This is a genomic window from Microcella sp. (assembly GCF_040286215.1).
Lineage (GTDB): Bacteria > Actinomycetota > Actinomycetes > Actinomycetales > Microbacteriaceae > Microcella.
In genome coordinates this window covers 21029-40138 of sequence record NZ_JAVKCK010000002.1, presented here as the reverse complement: position 1 = coordinate 40138, position 19110 = coordinate 21029, and the positions used below count along the sequence as shown (strand labels likewise).

The 19110-nt window shown below is 70.6% G+C and carries 17 protein-coding genes, 1 tRNA gene and 1 riboswitch; of the genes, 9 read left to right on the top strand and 9 right to left on the bottom strand.

Annotated features, from left to right (window positions below; genetic code table 11):
• Nucleotide 1 precedes the first annotated feature (1 nt).
• The 3 genes from RJQ01_RS00250 to purU all read right to left on the bottom strand — a co-directional run bounded on the left by RJQ01_RS00250 (nt 2) and on the right by purU (nt 2613).
• Nucleotides 2-436, bottom strand: coding sequence for an FMN-binding protein (locus RJQ01_RS00250; protein ID WP_350474688.1), 435 nt, complete (start codon nt 434-436; stop codon nt 2-4).
• Nucleotides 437-569: 133 nt separating this feature from the next.
• Entirely contained in the window at nt 570-1727 is a 1158-nt protein-coding gene (gene nagA / locus RJQ01_RS00245; RefSeq protein ID WP_350474687.1) for an N-acetylglucosamine-6-phosphate deacetylase, read from the bottom strand.
• Nucleotides 1728-1755: 28 nt separating this feature from the next.
• Nucleotides 1756-2613 (bottom strand): formyltetrahydrofolate deformylase, encoded by an 858-nt coding sequence (gene purU / locus RJQ01_RS00240; RefSeq protein WP_350474686.1) that lies wholly within the window; start codon nt 2611-2613, stop codon nt 1756-1758.
• A gap of 130 nt (nt 2614-2743) precedes the next feature.
• On the opposite strand from purU, the gene RJQ01_RS00235 reads away from it, so the two are divergent.
• From RJQ01_RS00235 to RJQ01_RS00220, 4 genes are all read left to right on the top strand, one after another.
• Complete coding sequence (locus tag RJQ01_RS00235; protein ID WP_350474685.1) at nt 2744-4045, top strand: MFS transporter; 1302 nt, start codon at nt 2744-2746, stop codon at nt 4043-4045.
• Between the two features lie 2 nt (nt 4046-4047).
• Nucleotides 4048-4131: riboswitch (ZMP/ZTP riboswitch) on the top strand.
• 51 nt (nt 4132-4182) lie between these two features.
• Nucleotides 4183-5460 carry a serine hydroxymethyltransferase gene (gene glyA, locus RJQ01_RS00230; RefSeq protein WP_350474684.1) on the top strand — a complete coding sequence of 426 codons (1278 nt, stop codon included), beginning with the start codon at nt 4183-4185 and terminating at the stop codon, nt 5458-5460.
• A 2-nt stretch (nt 5461-5462) separates the two neighbouring features.
• Nucleotides 5463-6374, top strand: a complete 912-nt coding sequence (locus tag RJQ01_RS00225; RefSeq protein ID WP_350474683.1) for a bifunctional methylenetetrahydrofolate dehydrogenase/methenyltetrahydrofolate cyclohydrolase — start codon at nt 5463-5465, stop codon at nt 6372-6374.
• Nucleotides 6375-6501: 127 nt separating this feature from the next.
• Entirely contained in the window at nt 6502-8127 is a 1626-nt protein-coding gene (locus RJQ01_RS00220; protein WP_350474682.1) for an ABC-F family ATP-binding cassette domain-containing protein, read from the top strand.
• 12 nt (nt 8128-8139) lie between these two features.
• On the opposite strand, the gene RJQ01_RS00215 is transcribed toward RJQ01_RS00220, so the two are convergent.
• Genes RJQ01_RS00215 through RJQ01_RS00205 form a run of 3 tightly spaced genes read right to left on the bottom strand, consistent with a single transcriptional unit; the run spans nt 8140 to nt 10420 of the window.
• Complete coding sequence (locus RJQ01_RS00215) at nt 8140-9054, bottom strand: 5-oxoprolinase subunit C family protein (RefSeq protein WP_350474681.1); 915 nt, start codon at nt 9052-9054, stop codon at nt 8140-8142.
• Nucleotides 9051-9671 (bottom strand): 5-oxoprolinase subunit B family protein, encoded by a 621-nt coding sequence (locus RJQ01_RS00210; RefSeq protein ID WP_350474680.1) that lies wholly within the window; start codon nt 9669-9671, stop codon nt 9051-9053. The genes RJQ01_RS00215 and RJQ01_RS00210 overlap by 4 nt, the downstream gene beginning before the upstream one ends.
• Nucleotides 9668-10420, bottom strand: a complete 753-nt coding sequence (locus RJQ01_RS00205; protein WP_350474679.1) for a LamB/YcsF family protein — start codon at nt 10418-10420, stop codon at nt 9668-9670. The genes RJQ01_RS00210 and RJQ01_RS00205 overlap by 4 nt, the downstream gene beginning before the upstream one ends.
• 100 nt (nt 10421-10520) lie before the next feature.
• Here RJQ01_RS00205 and RJQ01_RS00200 point away from each other — a divergent pair, with 100 nt between their 5' ends.
• The 5 genes from RJQ01_RS00200 to RJQ01_RS00180 all read left to right on the top strand — a co-directional run bounded on the left by RJQ01_RS00200 (nt 10521) and on the right by RJQ01_RS00180 (nt 15433).
• Nucleotides 10521-11624, top strand: coding sequence for an Rv2578c family radical SAM protein (locus RJQ01_RS00200; RefSeq protein WP_350474678.1), 1104 nt, complete (start codon nt 10521-10523; stop codon nt 11622-11624).
• A gap of 96 nt (nt 11625-11720) precedes the next feature.
• The gene (locus RJQ01_RS00195; RefSeq protein WP_350474677.1) at nt 11721-12908 is read left to right on the top strand and encodes a sensor histidine kinase; all 1188 of its coding nucleotides are present in this window, start codon (nt 11721-11723) and stop codon (nt 12906-12908) included.
• Nucleotides 12905-14122, top strand: coding sequence for a hypothetical protein (locus RJQ01_RS00190; RefSeq protein WP_350474676.1), 1218 nt, complete (start codon nt 12905-12907; stop codon nt 14120-14122). The genes RJQ01_RS00195 and RJQ01_RS00190 overlap by 4 nt, the downstream gene beginning before the upstream one ends.
• Nucleotides 14112-14774: a response regulator transcription factor gene (locus tag RJQ01_RS00185; RefSeq protein WP_350474675.1), complete on the top strand. Its 663-nt coding sequence runs from the start codon at nt 14112-14114 to the stop codon at nt 14772-14774. The genes RJQ01_RS00190 and RJQ01_RS00185 overlap by 11 nt, the downstream gene beginning before the upstream one ends.
• Nucleotides 14774-15433, top strand: coding sequence for a thymidine kinase (locus tag RJQ01_RS00180; protein ID WP_350474674.1), 660 nt, complete (start codon nt 14774-14776; stop codon nt 15431-15433). The genes RJQ01_RS00185 and RJQ01_RS00180 overlap by 1 nt, the downstream gene beginning before the upstream one ends.
• Nucleotides 15434-15480: 47 nt before the next feature.
• Here the strand turns inward: RJQ01_RS00180 and RJQ01_RS00175 are convergent.
• From RJQ01_RS00175 to RJQ01_RS00165, 3 genes are all read right to left on the bottom strand, one after another.
• Nucleotides 15481-15554: transfer RNA gene (locus RJQ01_RS00175), tRNA-Pro, on the bottom strand.
• 26 nt (nt 15555-15580) lie between these two features.
• A complete protein-coding gene (locus tag RJQ01_RS00170) occupies nt 15581-16531 on the bottom strand; it encodes a metallophosphoesterase (RefSeq protein ID WP_350474673.1) in 951 nt (316 codons plus the stop codon).
• Complete coding sequence (locus RJQ01_RS00165; protein WP_350474672.1) at nt 16528-19071, bottom strand: transglycosylase domain-containing protein; 2544 nt, start codon at nt 19069-19071, stop codon at nt 16528-16530. Before RJQ01_RS00165 ends, RJQ01_RS00170 begins: the two co-directional genes overlap by 4 nt.
• Nucleotides 19072-19110: the final 39 nt, after the last annotated feature.

Here is a 19110-nt window from a genome sequence, read left to right as displayed (position 1 = left end):
GTCAGCCCTCGAGCGCGTCGGCCTTGATGCTCGCGATCGCCTCGCGGAATCCACCGCTCGTGAGGGACGAGCCGGAGACGACGGTCACGTCGAGCAGATCGAGGTCGACGCCCACTGCCTCGGCGGCGATGCCCTCGGCGAAGGCCGATTGGTAGAACTCCGTGGTCGGGTTGTTGGGGTTGGTCGTCACGGCGACATCCGTCACGACGTCGTCCTCGAGCGTCACGGCGACGATGATGTTCTCGCTGCCGTTCGGCGAGGTGTAGGTGCCGTTCGCCTGGTACGTGCCGTCGGCATAGCTCGCCGAGGTGTCACCGGGAGCCGGGCCATCCTCGGTCGCCCCGGCGTCGGCGCAGCCGGCGAGCGTGCCGAGCAGGGTAAGGCCGGCGGCCGACGCGTAGAGGGGCATGGCGGCGGGTCGTGTGCTGCGGTTCATGGGTCTCCTCGGGGGCTGCGGTGAGGGGCACGCGCTCAGACTCGAGCGCTCAGCGTGCATTCGGCACCCTGTCAGCCTGGTGCCTCTGCGTGAGTATTCGCTGTGGTGGCGCCGTGCGATTGCCCCCGCCGCGCTACGCGCAGACCTCGACGCCGTTCGCCCACACGCGCTCGGTGCGCCACTCCTCGTCGAGCACCACGATGTCGGCGGCGAAGCCGGCCGCGAGCGAGCCCCACTCGTCGTCGCGGCCCAGCACGCACGCGGGGGTGCGGGTGAGGGCCTCGACGGCACGTGCCTCATCGATTCCGGCGACAGTCACGGCCGTGCGCAGCGCGACATCCTGGGTGAGCGTGGAGCCGGCGATCGTCTGCGTGCCGTTGAGCACGGCGAGACCGTTCTGCACGGTGACGTTCAGCGACCCGAGCTGGTAGTAGCCGTCCTGCCCGCCCGCGGCCGCCATCGCATCGGTCACGAGCGCGACGCGGTGCGGTGCCGCGCGGAAGATCATCTGCGCCACGGAGGGGTGCACGTGCACGCCGTCGAGCACGAGCTCGAGGGTCACACTGTCGTTGTCGAAGCCGGCCACGATCGGGCCGGGATCGCGGTGGTGGATGCCCGGCATCGCGTTGAAGATGTGCGTCACGAGCGTGGCCCCCGCCTCGAAGGCCGCGCGCGCGAGGTACTCGTCGGCCTCCGTGTGCCCGACCGCGACGACGACGCCCGCGGCGACGAACTGCCGCACCGCGTCCAGCGCGCCGGGCAGCTCGGGCGCGATCGTGACCTGCCGAATGCAGCCGTCGCCGGCCTCGAGCAACGTCGCCACGGTGGCCTCGTCGGGGTCGCGGAGGAACTCCGGGGAGTGCGCGCCTCGTCGGCCGATCGCGAGGAACGGACCCTCGAGGTGCGCGCCGACGACGGTCGGGTCGCTCTCGCAGAGCGCAGCCACCACGCCGAGGCTCGCCACGACGTCGTCGAGCGGGTTGGCGACGAGCGAGATCACCGAGCGACTCGTGCCGTGCGCCCGGTGCGTGCCGAGCGCCTGGCGTATCTCGTCCGGCCCGTTGTCATACGCGGCACCGCCGCCGCCATGGCCGTGCAGGTCGATGAACCCGGGCGTCACGGTGCGGCCGGTGAGGTCGATCGTGGTCGCGGCCGGAGGCGGAGCATCCGAGCCGGAGGGAGCGACACCGAGGCCTGTCGCCGCGATGCGATCCCCCTCCAGCAGCACCCAGCCGTGCCGGGAGCCGTCGGCGTCGAGGAGGCGGCCGCCAGAGAGCAGTGTCGTGGTCATGCGAGCCCTTCGGGTGGGGAGCGTGCGACTACTGGAAGATGATGGTGCGCTGGCCGTCGAGCAGCACGCGGTCCTCCGCGAACCAGGTGACCGCCTGGCTGAGGGTGCGGCTCTCCTCGTCCTGACCGATCGCGACGAGCTCGGCGGGCGAGCGGGAGTGATCGACCCGCACCACGTTCTGCTCGATGATCGGGCCCTCATCGAGGTCGCTCGTGACGAAGTGCGCCGTCGCGCCGATGAGCTTCACGCCCCGCTGATGGGCCTGCCGGTAGGGGTTCGCCCCCTTGAAGCCCGGCAGGAACGAGTGGTGGATGTTGATGATGCGGCCCTCGAGCGCGGCGCACAGCTCGGGGGAGAGGATCTGCATGTAGCGGGCGAGCACGACGAGCTCAATGTCGTGCTGCTGCACCGCCTCCAGCACGCGCTGCTCGAACGCCGTCTTCTCTTCGGGGGTGGTCACGGGCCGAGACTCGAAGGGCACGTCGTAGAAGCTCGCGAGCTCGGCCAGGTCGGGATGGTTGCCGAGCACGAGCGGGATCTCCACCGGCAGCTGACCGCTGCGCTGGCGGAACAGTAAGTCGTTGAGGCAGTGGGCTGCCTTCGAGACCAGCACGAGCGTGCGCAGGGGCCGGCCTACGCGGTCGACGCGGCACTCCATGCCGTAGTTCTCGATCACCGGCTGCAGAGCGGCGAGAAGCCCATCGTGGTCGGTCGCCGTCTCGGTCTGCAGGCGCAGGAAGAACCGCCCGCTCTCGAGCCCCGAGAACTGCTGCAGCTCGGTGATGTTGCCCTGGGCCTCGACGATCGCTCCCGTCACGGCATGCACGATGCCGGGCCGGTCGTCGCAGACGATGGTCACGATCCAGTGGTGGAGGGGGCTGGTCACGCCTCCAGCCTACGGTTGCCGTCGCCCGCGAGTGGTCACCCAACGCGGGTAGAGTGGCGCGCGGCCCGTCGTCACGGCGCGCCCCGGGACAGTCGGCCCGTCGCGCCGACCGCGAAAGCTCTTGCCACACATGACTCATCCTTCGCCGCCCTTTCCCTGGGTCGGGCTCCTCACTCTCTCCACCGCCATCTTCGTCATGGTCACGAGCGAGTTCCTTCCCACCGGCCTGCTGCCGCAGATCGCCTCTGACCTCGATGTCAGCGAGGCCCAGGTGGGTCTGCTCATCACGATCTTCGCCGGCACCGTCGTGCTCACGACGGCACCGCTGGCCGCCCTCACCCGGCGCTTCGAGCGCAAGCAGCTGCTGCTGGCCGTGCTCGTTCTCTTTGCGGTCGCGAACGTCGGCGCGGCGATCGCCCCCGACTACGCGCTCCTCGTCGTCGCCCGTGTGCTTGGCGGACTCGCGCACGGTCTGTTCTGGGCGATCGCCGGCGCCTACTCGGGTCACCTCGTGCCGAAGCACCAGATCGCCCGGGCCGTCGCGGTCACGAGCGGCGGCGGCACGGCGGCCTTCGTCCTCGGCGTGCCGGCCGGCACGGCACTGGGCACCGCACTCGGGTGGCGCGCCGCGTTCGGTGTCATCGCCGCTATCGTGCTCGTGCTGCTGGTGCTCGTCGTGCGCTTCCTGCCGGCGGTTCAGCACCGCCCTACTCTCGCGACGGGCGAGATCACCGTGCCCGCCAGACGGGATCCCACGTTCCCCGCCGTCCTGTTCATCTGCCTTCTCGTGCTCATCGTCGTCGGCGGTCAGAACGTCTTCTACACCTACATCGCGCCCTACCTCATCGACTCGGCGGGCTTCGCGGAGACGAGCGTCGGCGCCCTCCTGTTCGTCTACGGAGGCGCGGGGGCCATCGGGTTGGTCCTCGCCGGATTCCTCGGATCGCGATACCCCCGCGGGGGGCTCTACGGGATGCTCGGCGTCGTCGCTGCGGCGGTGACCGGCATCGGCCTCTCGGCAGGAGTGCCGCTGCTCGTCATCGCGCTGCTCTTCGTGTGGGGCGCCGCCTTCGGCGGTATCCCGACCCTCCTGCAGACGCGCCTGCTGCACACGGCGTCGGCACGCGTGCGCGACGTGGGTGCCGCGCTGCTGACGACGGCGTTCAACGTGGGCATCGGCGGCGGCGCCGCGATCGGCGGTGCACTCTTCGTCGTGCTGCCGACGCCGGCACTCGCACTCGCCCAGGCCGCGATCATCGCATTCGGCCTCGCATTGCTCATCATCGTCGATCTGGTGCGTTCTCGTCGCGCGCCCGCCGCCGTCGCCGACGACGACGAGGCGGACGAGTCGAGCGTGCCGCTCATCACGGGGTCGATCGTGCTGCCCGAGCACCCTGCGCGCACTCAGCACGAGCCCCGCGACCCGCGATAGACTGACCTCGTCGCAACTGGCGTTCAGATGGGTCACCATCAGGAAGCGACTGACACGGCGAGGGGCCGTTCGCCTGGGCCCTCAGCACACCACCCGACGGGGCAGCGTGCCCCGAGATCGCGTACAAGGAGCCAACCGTGTCAGATTCCCTGCCATCGACCTTCAACGAGCCGCTCGAGACGGTGGACCCGGAGATCGCCGCCGTACTCGACCAGGAGCTCAGCCGCCAGCGCCACACCCTCGAGATGATCGCGAGCGAGAACTTCGTGCCGCGCGCGATCCTCGAAGCGCAGGGCTCGGTGCTCACCAACAAGTACGCCGAGGGCTACCCCGGCAAGCGCTACTACGGCGGCTGCGAGTTCGTCGACATCGCCGAGAACCTCGCCATCGAGCGCGCCAAGAGCCTCTTCGGCGCCGAGTTCGCCAACGTGCAACCCCACTCGGGCGCCTCCGCGAGCGCGGCCGTGCTGCACGCCCTCGCGACGCCCGGCGACACGATCCTCGGTCTCGAGCTCGCCCACGGCGGCCACCTCACGCACGGCATGAAGCTCAACTTCTCCGGCAAGGTGTACAACGCCACGGCCTACGGCGTGGACCCCGAGACGATGCTCATCGACATGGATGCCGTGCGCGCGAAGGCGCTCGAGGTCAAGCCGGCGGTCATCATCGCCGGCTGGTCGGCCTACTCGCGCCAGCTCGACTTCGCCGCCTTCCGAGCCATCGCCGACGAGGTCGGGGCCAAGCTCTGGGTCGACATGGCTCACTTCGCCGGCCTCGTGGCCGCAGGCCTGCACCCCTCGCCCCTGCCGCACGCGCACGTCGTCAGCTCGACCGTGCACAAGACCCTCGCCGGCCCGCGCTCGGGCATCATCCTCAGCAACGACGAGTCGCTGTTCAAGAAGCTCAACTCGGCGGTCTTCCCCGGGCAGCAGGGCGGCCCACTCATGCACGTCATCGCGGCGAAGGCCGTGGCGTTCAAGCTCGCCGCCACCCCCGAGTTCGTGTCGCGGCAGGAGCGCACCATCCAGGGTGCGCGCATCCTCGCCGAGCGCCTCACCCGGCCGGACGCGATCGAGGCGGGCGTCAACGTGCTCACCGGCGGCACCGACGTGCACCTCGCGCTCGTCGACCTGCGCACCTCCCCGCTCGACGGCAAGCAGGCAGAGGACCTCCTGCACGAGGTCGGCATCACCGTCAACCGCAACGGCGTGCCCTTCGACCCGCGACCGCCGATGGTCACGAGCGGCGTGCGCATCGGAACCCCCGCCCTCGCGACGCGCGGCTTCGCCGACGAGCAGTTCACCGAGGTCGCCGACATCATCGCGCACACGCTCATGCCGAGCCCCGACATCAGCGCACTGCGCGGGCGGGTGACCGAGCTCACCGAGGCGTTCCCGCTCTACCCGGGGCTGTAGGCGTGGGGGAGCCCGTGCCCGACGGCGCCGACGCGACGGCGCGCGTCCTCGACGGCACCGCCTCCGCGGGGAGCATCAAGGCCGAGCTGACCGAGCGCGTCGCCTCGCTGGCGGCGCGCGGCATCGTGCCGGGCCTGGCGACCGTACTCGTCGGGGATGATCCCGGGTCGCGCTGGTACGTCGGCGGCAAGCATCGGGACTGCGCCGAAGTCGGCATCGCATCGATCCGCCGCGACCTGCCCGAGTCGACGACGCAGGCCGAGCTCGAGGCCGTCATCGACGAGCTCAACGCCGACGACGCCGTCACGGGGTTCATCGTGCAACTGCCCCTGCCGGCCCACATCGACACCGACGCGATACTCGAGCGCGTGCATCCCGACAAGGACGCCGACGGGCTGCACCCCACCAACCTCGGCCGCCTCATGCTGCGCGTCACGCGCGAGATCGACTCGCCGCTGCCGTGCACGCCTCGCGGCGTCATCGAGCTGGTCGAGCGCCACGGGCTGTCATGGGCGGGCAAAAACGTCGTCGTGGTCGGCCGCGGAGTGACCGTCGGCCGCTCGCTGGGCGCGCTGCTCACCCGCCGCGAGTACAACGCGACCGTCACCCTCACCCACACCGGCACACGCGACCTCTCTTCGCACCTGCGCCGAGCCGACGTGATCGTCGCCGCGGCCGGCGTGCCCGGCATCGTCTCGGCCGCGGACGTCACGCCCGGTGCGATCGTGCTCGACGTCGGGGTCTCCCGTGTGGAGGATCCTGAGTCGGGTCGCTCGCGCATCGCCGGAGACGTCGCCGCCGACGTTGCGAGGGTCGCCGGATGGGTGTCGCCGAATCCCGGCGGCGTGGGCCCCATGACGCGCGCGCTCCTCCTCGCCAACGTCGTCGAGACCGCCGAGCGCGCTGCCGGCTGACCAGCCGCTCGCGGTCTGCAGGAGCGGTGGGGTATTCTCGACCCCATCATGAAGAGATGACGCAGTCCGTCCCGCGCCCGAGGCTTCGCCCGGCGGGAGACCTGCGAGCCGAAACGGCACCCCTCTCGTGTCATCTCCGACTGCTCTGCGCGCGCATGGCGTCGCGCGCACGTACGCCGCCCACCGCATCCTCGACGGCGTCTACCTCGTCGCGCCCCCGGGAGCGCGGCTCGGCCTGATCGGCGAGAACGGCGCAGGCAAGTCCACCCTGCTGCGCATCATCGCGGGGGTCGACGAGCCCGACGCCGGTCGGGTGGAGCGCCCCGCGAGCATCGGGTACCTCCCGCAACAGGTGGATCGCGACCCGAGCGAGCCGATCTCGGTGATTCTCGAGGATGCCGTCGCCCCGCTGCGCGCGATCGAGCGTGCTCTCGAGAGCGCGGCTCGCGACCTCGGCTCGCGGCCCGCCGCGGAGGACGAGTACGCCGCCGCGCTCGACGCGGCCGAGCAGGTCGAGCTGTGGAGCCTCGACGCGCGTCGGGATGCCCTGCTCGACGGGCTCGGCGTGGAGGGCATCCCGCTCAGCACCCCGATCGGCGCCGTATCGGGCGGCCAGCGCAGCCGCCTCGCGCTCGCCGCCCTTCTGATGGGTCGACCGCGGGCCCTCGTGCTCGACGAGCCGACCAACCACCTCGACGATGCGGGCGTCGCCGTCGTGACCTCGGAGCTGCGGGCGTGGCGCGGACCCGTCGTCTTCGCGAGCCACGACCGCGCGTTCCTCGACGAGGTGGCCACCGAGATCGTCGACCTGGACCCGAGTCGCCGCGCTGCGATGGGCGAGAACGGCGGTGGAATGGCCGTGCGGTACGGCGGCGGGTTCAGCGACTATCTGGTCGAGCGCGAGCGCGAGCGGCGGCGGTGGGAGCACCGGCATGCGGAGCAGCAGCGCGAGCGTGCCGCACTGCGTGAGGCGCGTGCAACCACCGCGCGCGCTCTCGGCTCGGCGGACCGCCGCGCGCGCGACAACGACAAGGTCGTGCGCAACTTCAAGGCCGCCCGCACTCAGACGGGCACGAGTCGGCGCGTGCGCAGCGCCGAGGCACGGCTCGCTCAGCTCGAGTCGACGCAGGTGCGGCGCCCGCCCGAGCCGCTGAGCTTCGCGGGAATCCCCGCGGGTGCCACCGCGCCGAACGACGCCGTGCTCGTGCAGCTCGAGTCCGCGGCCGTGCGCGATCGACTGCGTGCGACGAGCGTGCGGCTCGGCGCACAGGACCGGCTGCTCGTGACGGGAGCCAACGGCGCGGGCAAGTCGACGCTGCTCGCCGCACTCGCCGGAGAGCTGCCGCTCGACGAGGGCCGGCGCATGGTTCGGCGCGGCCTGCGTGTCGCGCTCCTCGAGCAGGACGTGCGGTTCGGCCACCCCGAGCGCTCGCCGCGGGTGGTCTACGAGCGGGCGCTCGGCGCGCGCCGCTCCGAGGCGGTGCCTCTGGCCGACCTCGGTCTTCTCGCGCCGCGCGACCTCGAGCGGCCGGTCGGCGTCCTGTCGATCGGTCAGAAGCGGCGCCTGGCGCTCGCCCTCGTGGTGGCGCGGCCGCCGCACCTGCTTCTGCTCGACGAGCCCACCAATCACCTCTCACTGCGCCTCGCCGGCGAGCTCGAGGACGCGTTGGGCACCTATCCGGGCGCCGTCGTCGTCGCGAGCCACGACCGCTGGCTGCGGACGCGGTGGGACGGCCGAGTCCTCGCCCTCTGATCGACGCGAGGGTCAGGGGCGGCCAGCGACGAGGCGGAGGCGCAGCGGTTGCCCGGGGCGCAGCTGGGCAAAGCGGTCCAGCGACGACTCCGTCACGACGAGCGCGACGGGGTACCCGCCCGTCACGGGGTGGTCAGGCCCGAGAACCGTCGGGGCGCCGTCGGGCGAGATCTGGATGCTCCCGCGCAGCATCCCCTCGCTGGCCAGCTCCTCGTGCCGCGCGCGCTCGAGCGTCGGCCCCTCGAGCCGCACACCGGTGCGGTCGCTGCGCGTCGACACCCGCCACTCGGCACCCAGCAGCAGCTCGCGGGCGCCTGTCGAGAGCCAGTCGAGTCGCGGGCCGGGGCGCACCTCTACCTCGACGACGCCGAGCGTCGGCGGGTCGACGGGCACGAGGTCGGCAGGCGGTACAGGCTGCTCGGGCTCGGGCCCGAGCGGCAGCACGTCACCCGTGGTGAGCGGGGCCGGCCCGAGCGCCGCGAGCGTATCCCGTGAGCGCGAGCCGAGCGTCTCAGGCACGAGGATGCCGCCTCGCAGCGCGAGTGTGTAGCGCACGCCGTGCGTGGCTGTTCCGAGCGCGAGCTCCGCCGCGCGGTCGGTGCGCACCGAGGTGTGCGGCTCGAGCGGCGCGCCGTCGAGGGTCACCGGCCCCCACGCGCCCGTCACGGAGAGCCAGCAGCCGGCGGGCAGGGCGAGGCGCACGCCGCCGAGCGCGATCTCGAGCGTCGCGGCGCTCTCGGCGTTGCCGACGAGCCGGTTGGCGAGTCGGTGCGCGGCGCGGTCGAAGGCGCCCGAGCCGCTCACGCCGAGGTGGGCGAGGCCCTCGCGGCCGAGATCCTGCACGAGGGCGCGGCCGTCGGCGGCGAGCACTCGCACGACGGCGCGTCCGCGGGTGGAGGTCTCGCGGCCGGCGGGCGCGGGTGTCACGGCACGGCCCGGGAGAAGCGCACGCGCGTGCCGGGGGTCACGAGGGCCGGCCCGGCGCGATCCGCATCCCACAGCACCGCATCGGTGGTGCCGATCAGCTGCCAGCCGCCGGGCGAACTGCGCGGGTAGATGCCGCAGTACTCGGCCGCGAGAGCGACAGCGCCGGCGGGAACGGCCGTGCGCGATGTCGCCCGCCGCGCCACGGGAGGCAGCGACGATTCGCCATCGACGGGCACGAGGTACGGAAAGCCGGGGGCGAATCCCACGAACACGCACACCCACTCGCGAGCGCGGTGCCGCTCGATCACGTCGTCGGGCGAGCACTGCCAGGCCTGCGCGACCGCGGCGAGATCCTGCCCGTCATAGCGCACCGGGATCGTCACCGAGTCGGCAACGGGGAGGCTGGCGTCGATTCGCGGCGTCGACCTCAGCCAGTGCTTGAGATGTCCAAGACCGAGCGCGCCCGGGTCGATGCGCACGAGCACCGTTCGTGCGGCTGGCACGAGCTCGAGCACTCCGGGCGGTGCATCCCGCCAGGCGACGAGAGCACCGAGAACGCCCTCCTGCGTGGGGAACTCGGCGAGCAGTGCACGATCCCCGTACGGCAGCAGTCTCATGCGAACGCGGTGATCGTGACGCCAGCGCGCGTCAGCGCGCCCCGCACCGCTTGCGCGAGCTGCACCGCTCCGCGAGTGTCGCCGTGCACGCAGAGTGACTCGGCGCGCACACTCACCGTGGAGCCGTCGAGCGCCGTCACCTCGCCATCGGTGACCAGCCTCTCCGCCCGCTCGGCGACCTCCGCCACCTCGGTGATCACGGCACCGGGCAGGCCTCGCGCGGCGAGCGTGCCGTCGGCCAGGTAGGCGCGGTCGGCGAAGGCCTCTCGCACGAAGGTCACGCCGGCGCGCGCGCAGGCCGTCTCGACAGCGGAGAGCGGAGGGCCGAGAACGGGCAGGGCGAGTATGGCCGCGGCCTCGGCCACGACGTCGGCGACGACCGGGTCGACAGCCATGCGCGTGTAGAGGGCACCGTGCGGCTTGACGTAGGCGACGCGCGCGCCGATGCTCTCGGCGATGCCGGCGAGTCCCCCCACCTGGTACACGATCTCCGCGGTGAGCTCGTCGGGTGCGACCTCCATGTCGCGCCGACCGAATCCGACTCGATCACGGTACGAGGGATGCGCGCCGATGGTCACCCCGTGGGCGAGAGCGGTGCGGCACGCCGTGAGCATGCCCAGCGGATCCCCGGCGTGGAACCCGCACGCCAGGTTCGCGCTCGAGACGAGCGGGAGCATCGCCGCGTCGTCGCCCATCGTCCAGGCACCGAAGGATTCGCCGAGGTCGCTGTTGAGGTCGACATGCGGCATCCCCTGAGCCTACGACTGCGAGGTCGCCTCGTCACGGGCCGATGGTCCCGAACTTGACGGACGGTCGAACACATATTCGAATAACGTCGGGAGGTGCTGCATGAGATGGAGCGGTCAGAAGCCGACGGCCCTCGCCGCCGACGCTCTGCCCGGCTTCGACTCGCCCGACAGCGCGCTCGCGCTCAGCGGTCTCGTGCGCACGGTGCGCCCTCCCGAGTTCGCCGGGCTGACGTTTCACGAGGTGCTCGCCAAGTCGGCGCTCAACCGGGTGCCCGGCGGGGGAGGGCCCCTGCCGTTCGGGTGGACCATCAACCCGTACCGCGGGTGCAGCCATGCGTGCGTCTACTGCTTCGCCCGGCCCACGCACGAGTACCTCGATCTGGACGCCGGTCGTGACTTCGACGCGCAGGTGGTCGTCAAGCTCAACGTCGCCGAGGTGCTCGCGCGCGAGCTCTCCCGACCCACCTGGCGGCGCGACCCGGTGGCTCTGGGCACCAACACCGACCCCTACCAGCGGGCCGAGGGCCGCTACGCGCTCATGCCCGGCATCATCGAGGCTCTCGCCGCGAGCGGCACGCCCCTGAGCATCCTCACGAAGGGAACCCTGCTGCGCCGCGACCTGCCTCTGCTGCAGCGCGCGGCTCACAGCGCGCCCGTCGACCTGAGCATGTCGATCGCGATCTACGATCACGAGCTGCAGCAGTCGATCGAGCCCGGCACGCCCTCGACGGATGCTCGGCTCGCGACTATCCGCGCCGCGGTCGAGGCGGGCTTCACCCCGAGCGTGTTCCTCATGCCTCTCTTGCCCGACCTCACCGATTCGCGCGCGCACCTCAATGAGGCGTTCGCGCGCATCCGCGAGGCGGGGGCACGCTCGGCGGTGCACTCGACGTTGCGGCTCGGCCCTGGGGTGCGCGAGTGGTTCTTCGCGTGGCTGGAGCGCGAGCATCCGGATCGCGTCGCGCGGTACCGCGCGCTGTACAGCGACGGGCCCCAGCCGCCGAAGGCCTATCGCGCGTGGCTTGCCGCGCGCGTCGACGAGGTGCGTCGCGCGCACGGCCTGCGCGCACCGGCCCTCGATTCGGCTACGGGCACCGTTCGGTCGGCCGCCCTCGCCGGGCCGCGGCAGCGTGTCGCGCGGAGGAGCGTTGCCGTCACCGAGACCGTGCCGCCTGCGCGCCGGGTGGAGGCGACGCTCTTCTGACGCCCCCCGGATGCGGACTGGTCGCAGCGCCTCGGGCGGGAGATAATTCCTCCGGGGGCGGTGGGCGCCTTGCCTGGTGTGCGGGAGGGGGAGGCGATGCCGCTGGGTCTGCCCAGTCATCTTGCCGCGCGCACGACGAGCACCGCCGTCGCTCGCGCCGGGCACGCGGTCGCGGCGGTCAGTCTTGTCTCGGTCGGCGTGGTCGGGCTCTCCGTCGACATCTCGATGCCCGAGGTCACCCTGTGGCCCGCGCTTCTTGCTCTCCTGCCCTTGCTCGCACTCCTCGTGATGCTCGACCTCACGCCGTCGCGCTTCGTCGCGGTCTGCTACGTGGTGATCGGCGGTCTCTGCGTCTTCCTGGCGACCCTCATTGTGTCGACGGCGCTGAGCGAGCCGATCGCCTTCGATGACTACACGGTGCAACTGCTCAAGCTCGCCCTCATGATGGTCGGCGGCATCAGCCCGAAGGCCCGCAACGCGATCAGCTGGACCACCGCCGGCTATCTCGTCGGCGAGCTCGCGACGTTCGGCGCGCTCACGGCGGCAGGTGCTGTCTGGAGCTTCGATGCGACCCCGTTCGTGACCTACCTCGCCGTGGTCGGGATCCATGCGATCGTCGGTGCCGATCGGCTCACGACCCGCGCCTCGCAATCGACCTTCTTCCGTGCGGCGAGGGACGAGCAGCTGGCCGATGTGCGCGCCGTGTTCGAGTCGCGCGCGACGGCCCTGTTGCACGACACGGTGCTGAATCAGCTGGCCACCGTCACGTCGACGGTGGATGCTCGGCTCTCGCGCGAGATGCGCGCGTCGATCGAGGCCGACCTGGCGACGATCGTCGGAGAAGAGTGGTTCGCCGTCGAGACGCCTGGGGCGGGACCGGAGCGTGCCCAGCGGGGCGCGCTGCTGCGCCGGGCCGTCGCCGAGGCGGGACCCGAGCTCGACGTGACGCTGGAGGGCGACCTCGACGCGCTCGAGACCCTCCCGCAGGAGACGGCGAACGAGCTCATCAGGGCGGTCGCGCAGTGCGTCTCGAACATTCGACGGCACGCGCAGACGTCGAGGGCGGAGATTGTGGTCGGTGCCGCGCCCGACGAGCTGTCGGTCATGGTCATCGACGCGGGTGTGGGGTTCGAGGTCGCGGCCGTGACCGGGGTTCGGCTCGGGGTCGGGTCGAGTATCGTCGGCCGGCTCGACTCCATCGGCGGAACGGCGACCGTGTGGTCGAGACCGGGCGCGGGCACGTCCGTCTTGCTTCGCGTGCCCATGGGGGAGGAGCTGCTATGACCGCTCGCGCTGCGGTCGAGCATCGAGAGCTCGCACGGTTCCCCTGGGGAGTGTCGGTGCACGAGTCGCAGGCTGGTCGCGCGTCCACGGAGCGCATCGACCCTCTCTCCGCGGTCGCCGCGCGGCCGGTTACCGGGGGCATCCTCGTGCTGGCAGTGGCGCTGCCCCTGCTCACCCTCCTCACGCGAGCCGACGAGATCACCGTCGGAGCCGGGCTCGTCGGCGCGCTCGGGCTCGTCGTCATCTCCTGTCTGCTCATCCTCGACCGCACGCGGGCGCACCGACCGGTGTTCTCGGTGACGCTGGGCCTCGTCGTCTACCTGCTGCAGGCGGGAGTTCTCGCTCTCGCCGTCGCCTCCACCTACGGCGCCAACGATCTGCTCCGCGACGACTGGGCTCCGATCGTCGTGGGGCTCGTCCTGTTCTCGCTCGCGCCCTACCGTCCCGCTGTCGAGTTGGCGGCCGCGACTGCGGGCCTCACAGCGCTCTCGGCGGGCTTCGCCGTGCTGCAAGCGCCCTTTGCCACCACCGATGTCCCCCTTGCCACCTTCGCCGTGGCGGGGTCCAGCTCGCTCGCCTGTCTCGGGTTCGCCTCCGCGGCCTACGCGCTCTCGATGAACGGCTCGATCCTCGCCTGGCTGGAGCAGGCCTGGCGCTCCGCCGCGGCGGCCGCCGTCGAGCAGCGCGGTGGAGTCGCACGCTCCGTGCAGCAGCAACGGGTGAGCCTCGTGAATCGCAAGGTCGTGCCGTACTTCACGCGCATCAGCGCGGCCGAGACTCTGACTGCGGAGGATCGCGAGGAGGCCCGAGAACTCGCGGTGAGCATCCGTGCGCTCCTCGTCGCCGACATCGAGCGAGGCTGGGCCCAGGCGCTGCTCGATGAGCTCTGCTCCCGGGCGCCGGGTGCGCCCATACCGGGCGTTGCCGACGACCCCGATGACGTGGGTCGCTCCCTCACGACCGCTCAACGCACCCTTCTGCGCGCCATCGGGATGGAGGCCGTCGAGCGCGTGGGAGTCTCCTCCGTCGAGTTGCGCATTCGCGAGACAGCGACCAGCGTGAGCGTCCGGTGGTGGCTGGCGACCCCCGGAGGCGGCGCACGTGCCGCGCGACAGCTCACCGCGACCCTGCATCTCGTGCGCGGTCTCACCCATCGTTCGCGCGTCGACACCCAGGCGGACGCCGTGACTCTAGAGTTTGAGTATGGACGCTGACGCGAGGCTGGGCCGCCGGGTTCGCCTCGCGATTCTCGACGACCATGAACTTCTGCTCGACAGCCTGTCGAGCTGGATCGAGGGCAACGCGCCCGACTTCGAGCTCGTGCTCACGGCGCCGACCTGGTTCGAGCTCGTGCAGAGCGACCAGTTTCCCACCGACCTCGTGCTCCTCGACTTCCAGCTGCAAGAGCCCGTCTCGATCGAGGCACGCGTGCGCACCTGCCGCGCCGCCGGTGCCAAGGTCATCGTGCTCACGAGCCTCGACACGGACGAGGCGCGCGACCGCGCGCTCGCCGCAGGTGCAGCCGCTTTCCTCTCGAAGGCCTTGCCGCTGGGCGAGGTCATGGAGGCCGCGCGCAGCGTGATGGGCATGGAGTCCTCCGGCGAAGCCGTGCGCGATTGGAGGCCCCTGCCCCGGGGAGCCGTGCATCCAGCGCGACCGAAGCTCAGCATCAGCGAGCGCGAGGCCCTCGTGCTCTACGCGAGCGGGTACAGCATGAGCGAGGTGGCGTCCAACATGAACGTGCAGTACGAGACCGCCAAGACCTATGTGCGCCGTGTGCGCGAGAAGTACGCCAAAGCCGGGCGCCCCGCGGGCAGCAAGGCCGAACTGATCCGCCGAGCGGCGGAGGATGGACACCTGCAGTAATGGCCAAGCTGTACTTCCGCTACGGCGCCATGAACAGCGGCAAGAGCACCGCGCTGCTCCAGGCCGCGTACAACTACGAGGAGCGAGACCAGTCCGTCGTGCTCGCGAAACCGCGCATCGACACGAAGGGCGATCAGACGATCGTCTCGCGTCTCGGCGTCACCCGGGCTGTCGACTTCACCATTGACGAGAACGACGACGTCTACACGCGCTTCCAGGCGCACCGAGCCTCCCTGCTGCGGGTGCGCGGGCGGGATGTCTCGTGCCTCCTCGTCGACGAGGCGCAGTTCCTCACCCCGCCCCAAGTGGACGATCTCCTGCGCATCGCGATCCGGGAGGACATCCCGGTGCTCGCGTACGGCATCCGCACCGACTTCCAGACCGTCGCGTTCCCCGGAAGCCGTCGGCTCCTCGAGATCGCGCACTCCCTCGAAGAGCTCAAGACCATCTGCCGCTGCGGGCGCAAGGCCGTCTTCAACGCTCGCTCCATCGACGGGGACTTCGTCTTCGACGGTGATCAGGTCGCCATCGATGGAGTCGATGTGACCTACGAGAGCCTGTGCGGGGCGTGCTATCTCGACGAGTCGGGAGAGTCGCTCGCCTCCGGGTGGAAGGCACCGGTCGGTCTCGATCTCGAGCCAGACGCCGACTTCAGCTAGGAGACAGGCGAAAGGGGCCGCTCGACCGGCGACCCCTTGCGCTTCTGTCGGGGTAACAGGATTTGAACCTGCGACCTCGTCGTCCCGAACGACGCGCGCTACCAAGCTGCGCCATACCCCGATGCACCCCCGTGCGGGGGCAACTCGTCAAGAATAGCCGATGTCGTCACCGATGAGAGTCACAAGAACCGCCTCGGGCGGGCACGCCAGGCGCACCGGCGCGTAGATCGACGTGCCCACGCCCGCCGACACATTCAGGTAAGCCGCTGAGAGTGCGTGATGCCAGACGTGCAAGCCCCGCGCGAACTCGCGCGGAAGGTCGCAGTTCGTGACGAGCGCACCGACACCGGGCACGCACACCTGGCCGCCATGCGTGTGCCCGGCGAAGATGACATCGGCGCCCTGCGTCGTGAAGGAGTCGAGCACGCGCTGGTAGGGGGCGTGCGTGACGCCGATGGTGACCGCCGGGTCGTCCGTCGGGTCGTCGTCGAGCTCGCGCAGAGCATCCATGAGCGCCGGCAGCACGTCGAGGCGGTCCCAGCCGCGGTGCGCGTCGTTGGTGCCGAGCAGTTCGAGGCGCGATCGCTTGAGGGTCAGCTGATTCACGTCGTTGTTGAGGTTCAGCCACCCCAAGCGGTCTTCGAAGAAGCTCTCGAGGGCGTCAGTGTCCAGCCGTGACGCGTCCTCAGGCCGATGCTGCGAGGGGCCGGTGAGATACCTCAGCGGATTCTTCGGAGTGGGCGAGAAGTAGTCGTTGGAGCCGTGCACGAAAGCACCGGGAGTGCCCGAGAACGGCTCCAGTGCGCGGCGGAGGGCGGGCAGGGCCTCCCGATGGCCCAGGCTGTCGCCGGTGAGGACGACCAGATCAGGGTGCAGCTCGGCCAGGCTCCGCACCCAATCGATCTTGTCGCGCTGCCATGGGGCGAGATGCAGGTCGCTTAAGTGCAGCACCCGGATCGGGTCTGCACCCGGGGAGAGGACGGGTACGACCTCCCGGCGCACGCGGAACGCGCGGCGCTCCACGAGCGTCGCATAGACGGCGACGGCCGCCGCTATCCCGAGGGATGCGGCGGCCGCTCCGCGAACGAGTGCGCTCACGAACAGTCGAGGCGCGCGACCGTCAGCGTGATCGACTTCTCGTACTTCACCTTCGAGCCTCCGCTCGGATTCTGCGCCGTGACGAGGCCGTCCAAGAGCGGATCGCCGCCTTCTTCGACGGGCGGGATCTCGGCGCAGGATTCGGAGACGTTCGTGAAGCCGGCAGCGACGAGCACGTCGCGAGCCTCCTCGAAGGTGTAGCCGCTCGAGGCGACGTCCGGCAACTCGATGAGGTTGCCGCGACTCGTCTCCACCTTGACGATCACGCCTCGCGCCAGCAGCGTGCCCGGTGCGATCGACATCGAGGCGACGCGGCCCTCCTCAAGGTCGGAGTCGACCCGACCCGAGACCTCGAAGCCGAAGCCGAGACCTTCGAGCAGCGCGCGAGCGTTCTCCTCCGTCTCACCGCGCACGTCGGGCAGTTCGACACCCGAGCCCGTGAGGAGTCGGCCCGGGGGATCCGGGAACCCGCCTCCCCCGTACTGCCCGTTCACGGCAGTCATGAGGGGCTTGAAGATGAGGTGGCGCAGGCTTCCCCCGCTCGGGTAGTTGCGCATCGGGAAGTCTCCGAGGATGTTGCCGACCCACACCGCCGTGGCGACCTCGCGCGTGGAGCCGACGACCCAGGTCTGCTTTGAGCGGTCTGTGGTTCCCGTCTTTCCGATGATCGGCACGCCGTCCCGCGGGTTCGAGGCGACACCGGTACCGCCGGTCATCACCCCTTGCATCGCGTATGCGGCTGCCGCGGCGACCTCCGGGTCGATACCCTGGCGGCACTCCCGTGCCTGACCGGGCAGCTCTTCGCCATCGCGCGTCACGAAACGGTCAACCGCGACGGGCTCGCAGTAGCGGCCGTCGTTCGCGATCGCGGCGAAGGCCGCAGCCATCGTCATGGGTGCGATGTTGTTCGTGCCCAGCACGGAGGATGGGTTCGTCTCGAGCGGTGCGCCGTCGGCGCGGTGCACGCCGATGCTCTCCGCCGTCTGGCGAATGCCGCACAGGTCGAGCTGCTGCGCGATCGCCACGAAGGCGGTGTTCACCGAGTCGGTCGTGGCGCGGTACGCGCTCATCGCCGGAGCCGCGGGCGCGTCGTTCTTGGGCGTCCACGGGCCGCCCCAGCCGCCCTGGCAGGTGTCGGTGAAGGAGGCCTGGTTGAACGTGCGTACCGAGGAGTCCACGTACTCGTTCAGGCCGTGACCCTGCTTGAGCCACTCGAGGAGGGCGAAGACCTTGTAGGTCGACCCGGTCTGGAAGCCGCCCGAGCCGCCGTACGGCTGGTCGGTGTTGAAGTTGACCGCGGTCGTGCCCAGGCCGCCGCCCTCGAGCGTGTTGTCGAAGACCTTGTTCTGCGCCATCGTGATGATGCGACCGGTGTCGGTCTCCACCGAGACGGCGGTGCCACCGAGCTCGAGTGCGGTCTCCTTACGGGGCACGTAGTTCCACACCTCGTCCTGCGCGACCTTCTGCAGCGACATGTTCAGACTGGTGTAGACGTCGAGCCCGCCGAGTCGCCACGCGTTGCGGCGCTCCTCGACGGTCGCGCCGAGCGACTCGAAGTTGTCGACGTTCTCGACGACGAAGTCGCAGAAGAACTTGGCGTAGCGGTGACCCGCCATGCATCCGTTCGACGGGGGGCTCGGGTTGACGAACTCTTCGTCGACCGGCTGCTCGATGGCCTCGCGGTGCTCCGTGGCCGTGATGTAGCCCTCATCCAGCATCGCATCGAGGATGAAGTCGCGGCGAGCCTGGTTGGCGGGGAAGTTCTCCGGCGACTTGAGCGAGCGGGCTCCCGGCTGCTGCACGATCGCGATGAGGCTCGCCGCCTGCGCGATCGTGACGTCGGAGGCGGGTACGCCGAAGTACTCCTGCGCCGCGGCCTCGATGCCGTAGGTGTTGCCGCCGAACCCGGCGATGTTCAGGTAGGAGAGCAGAATCTCGTTCTTCGTGTACTGCTTCTCGAGCCCGATGGCGAGCTTGGCCTCCTTGAGCTTGCGCTCGAGGCTCGTCTCCTGTGCGGCGCGGATCGCCTCGAGCTGCTCCTCCTCGGTCTCGAGCTGCAGAGCCTCGTTGATGAAGAGGTTCTTCACGAGCTGCATGGTGAGCGTCGACGCGCCCGACTCGATGTCGCCGGAGGCGACGTTGCCGATCGCGGCGCGCACGATGGACTGCACGTCCACTCCGTTGTGCTCGTAGAACCGGCGGTCCTCACCGGCGAGCACGGCATCCTTGATGTACTGGGAGACATCCTCCCAGCCGGCTTCCTCGCGGTTCTGGTAGTAGACCGTGGCGATGCGGGTGTAGCCGTCCTCGGGGTTCGACGTCCTCTGAGCCCACAGCGTGTTGCGCTGCGCCTGCTCGTCGATGCGGATGTACTCGGGCAGACCCTCGAAGATGCCGATCGTGTTGGAGGCGGCCATTCCGGTGACCGCGAGCGCCGGAGTGACCATGACGGTCACGAGAACACCGGCGAGTGCGCTGAGGCCGACCATGCCGGCGAGTGCGCCGATGATGCCGGAGGCCTTCTGATTCTGGGCAGACATATGCTTGAGGGTACGGCAACTCGCCCCCCTTAACCCTGA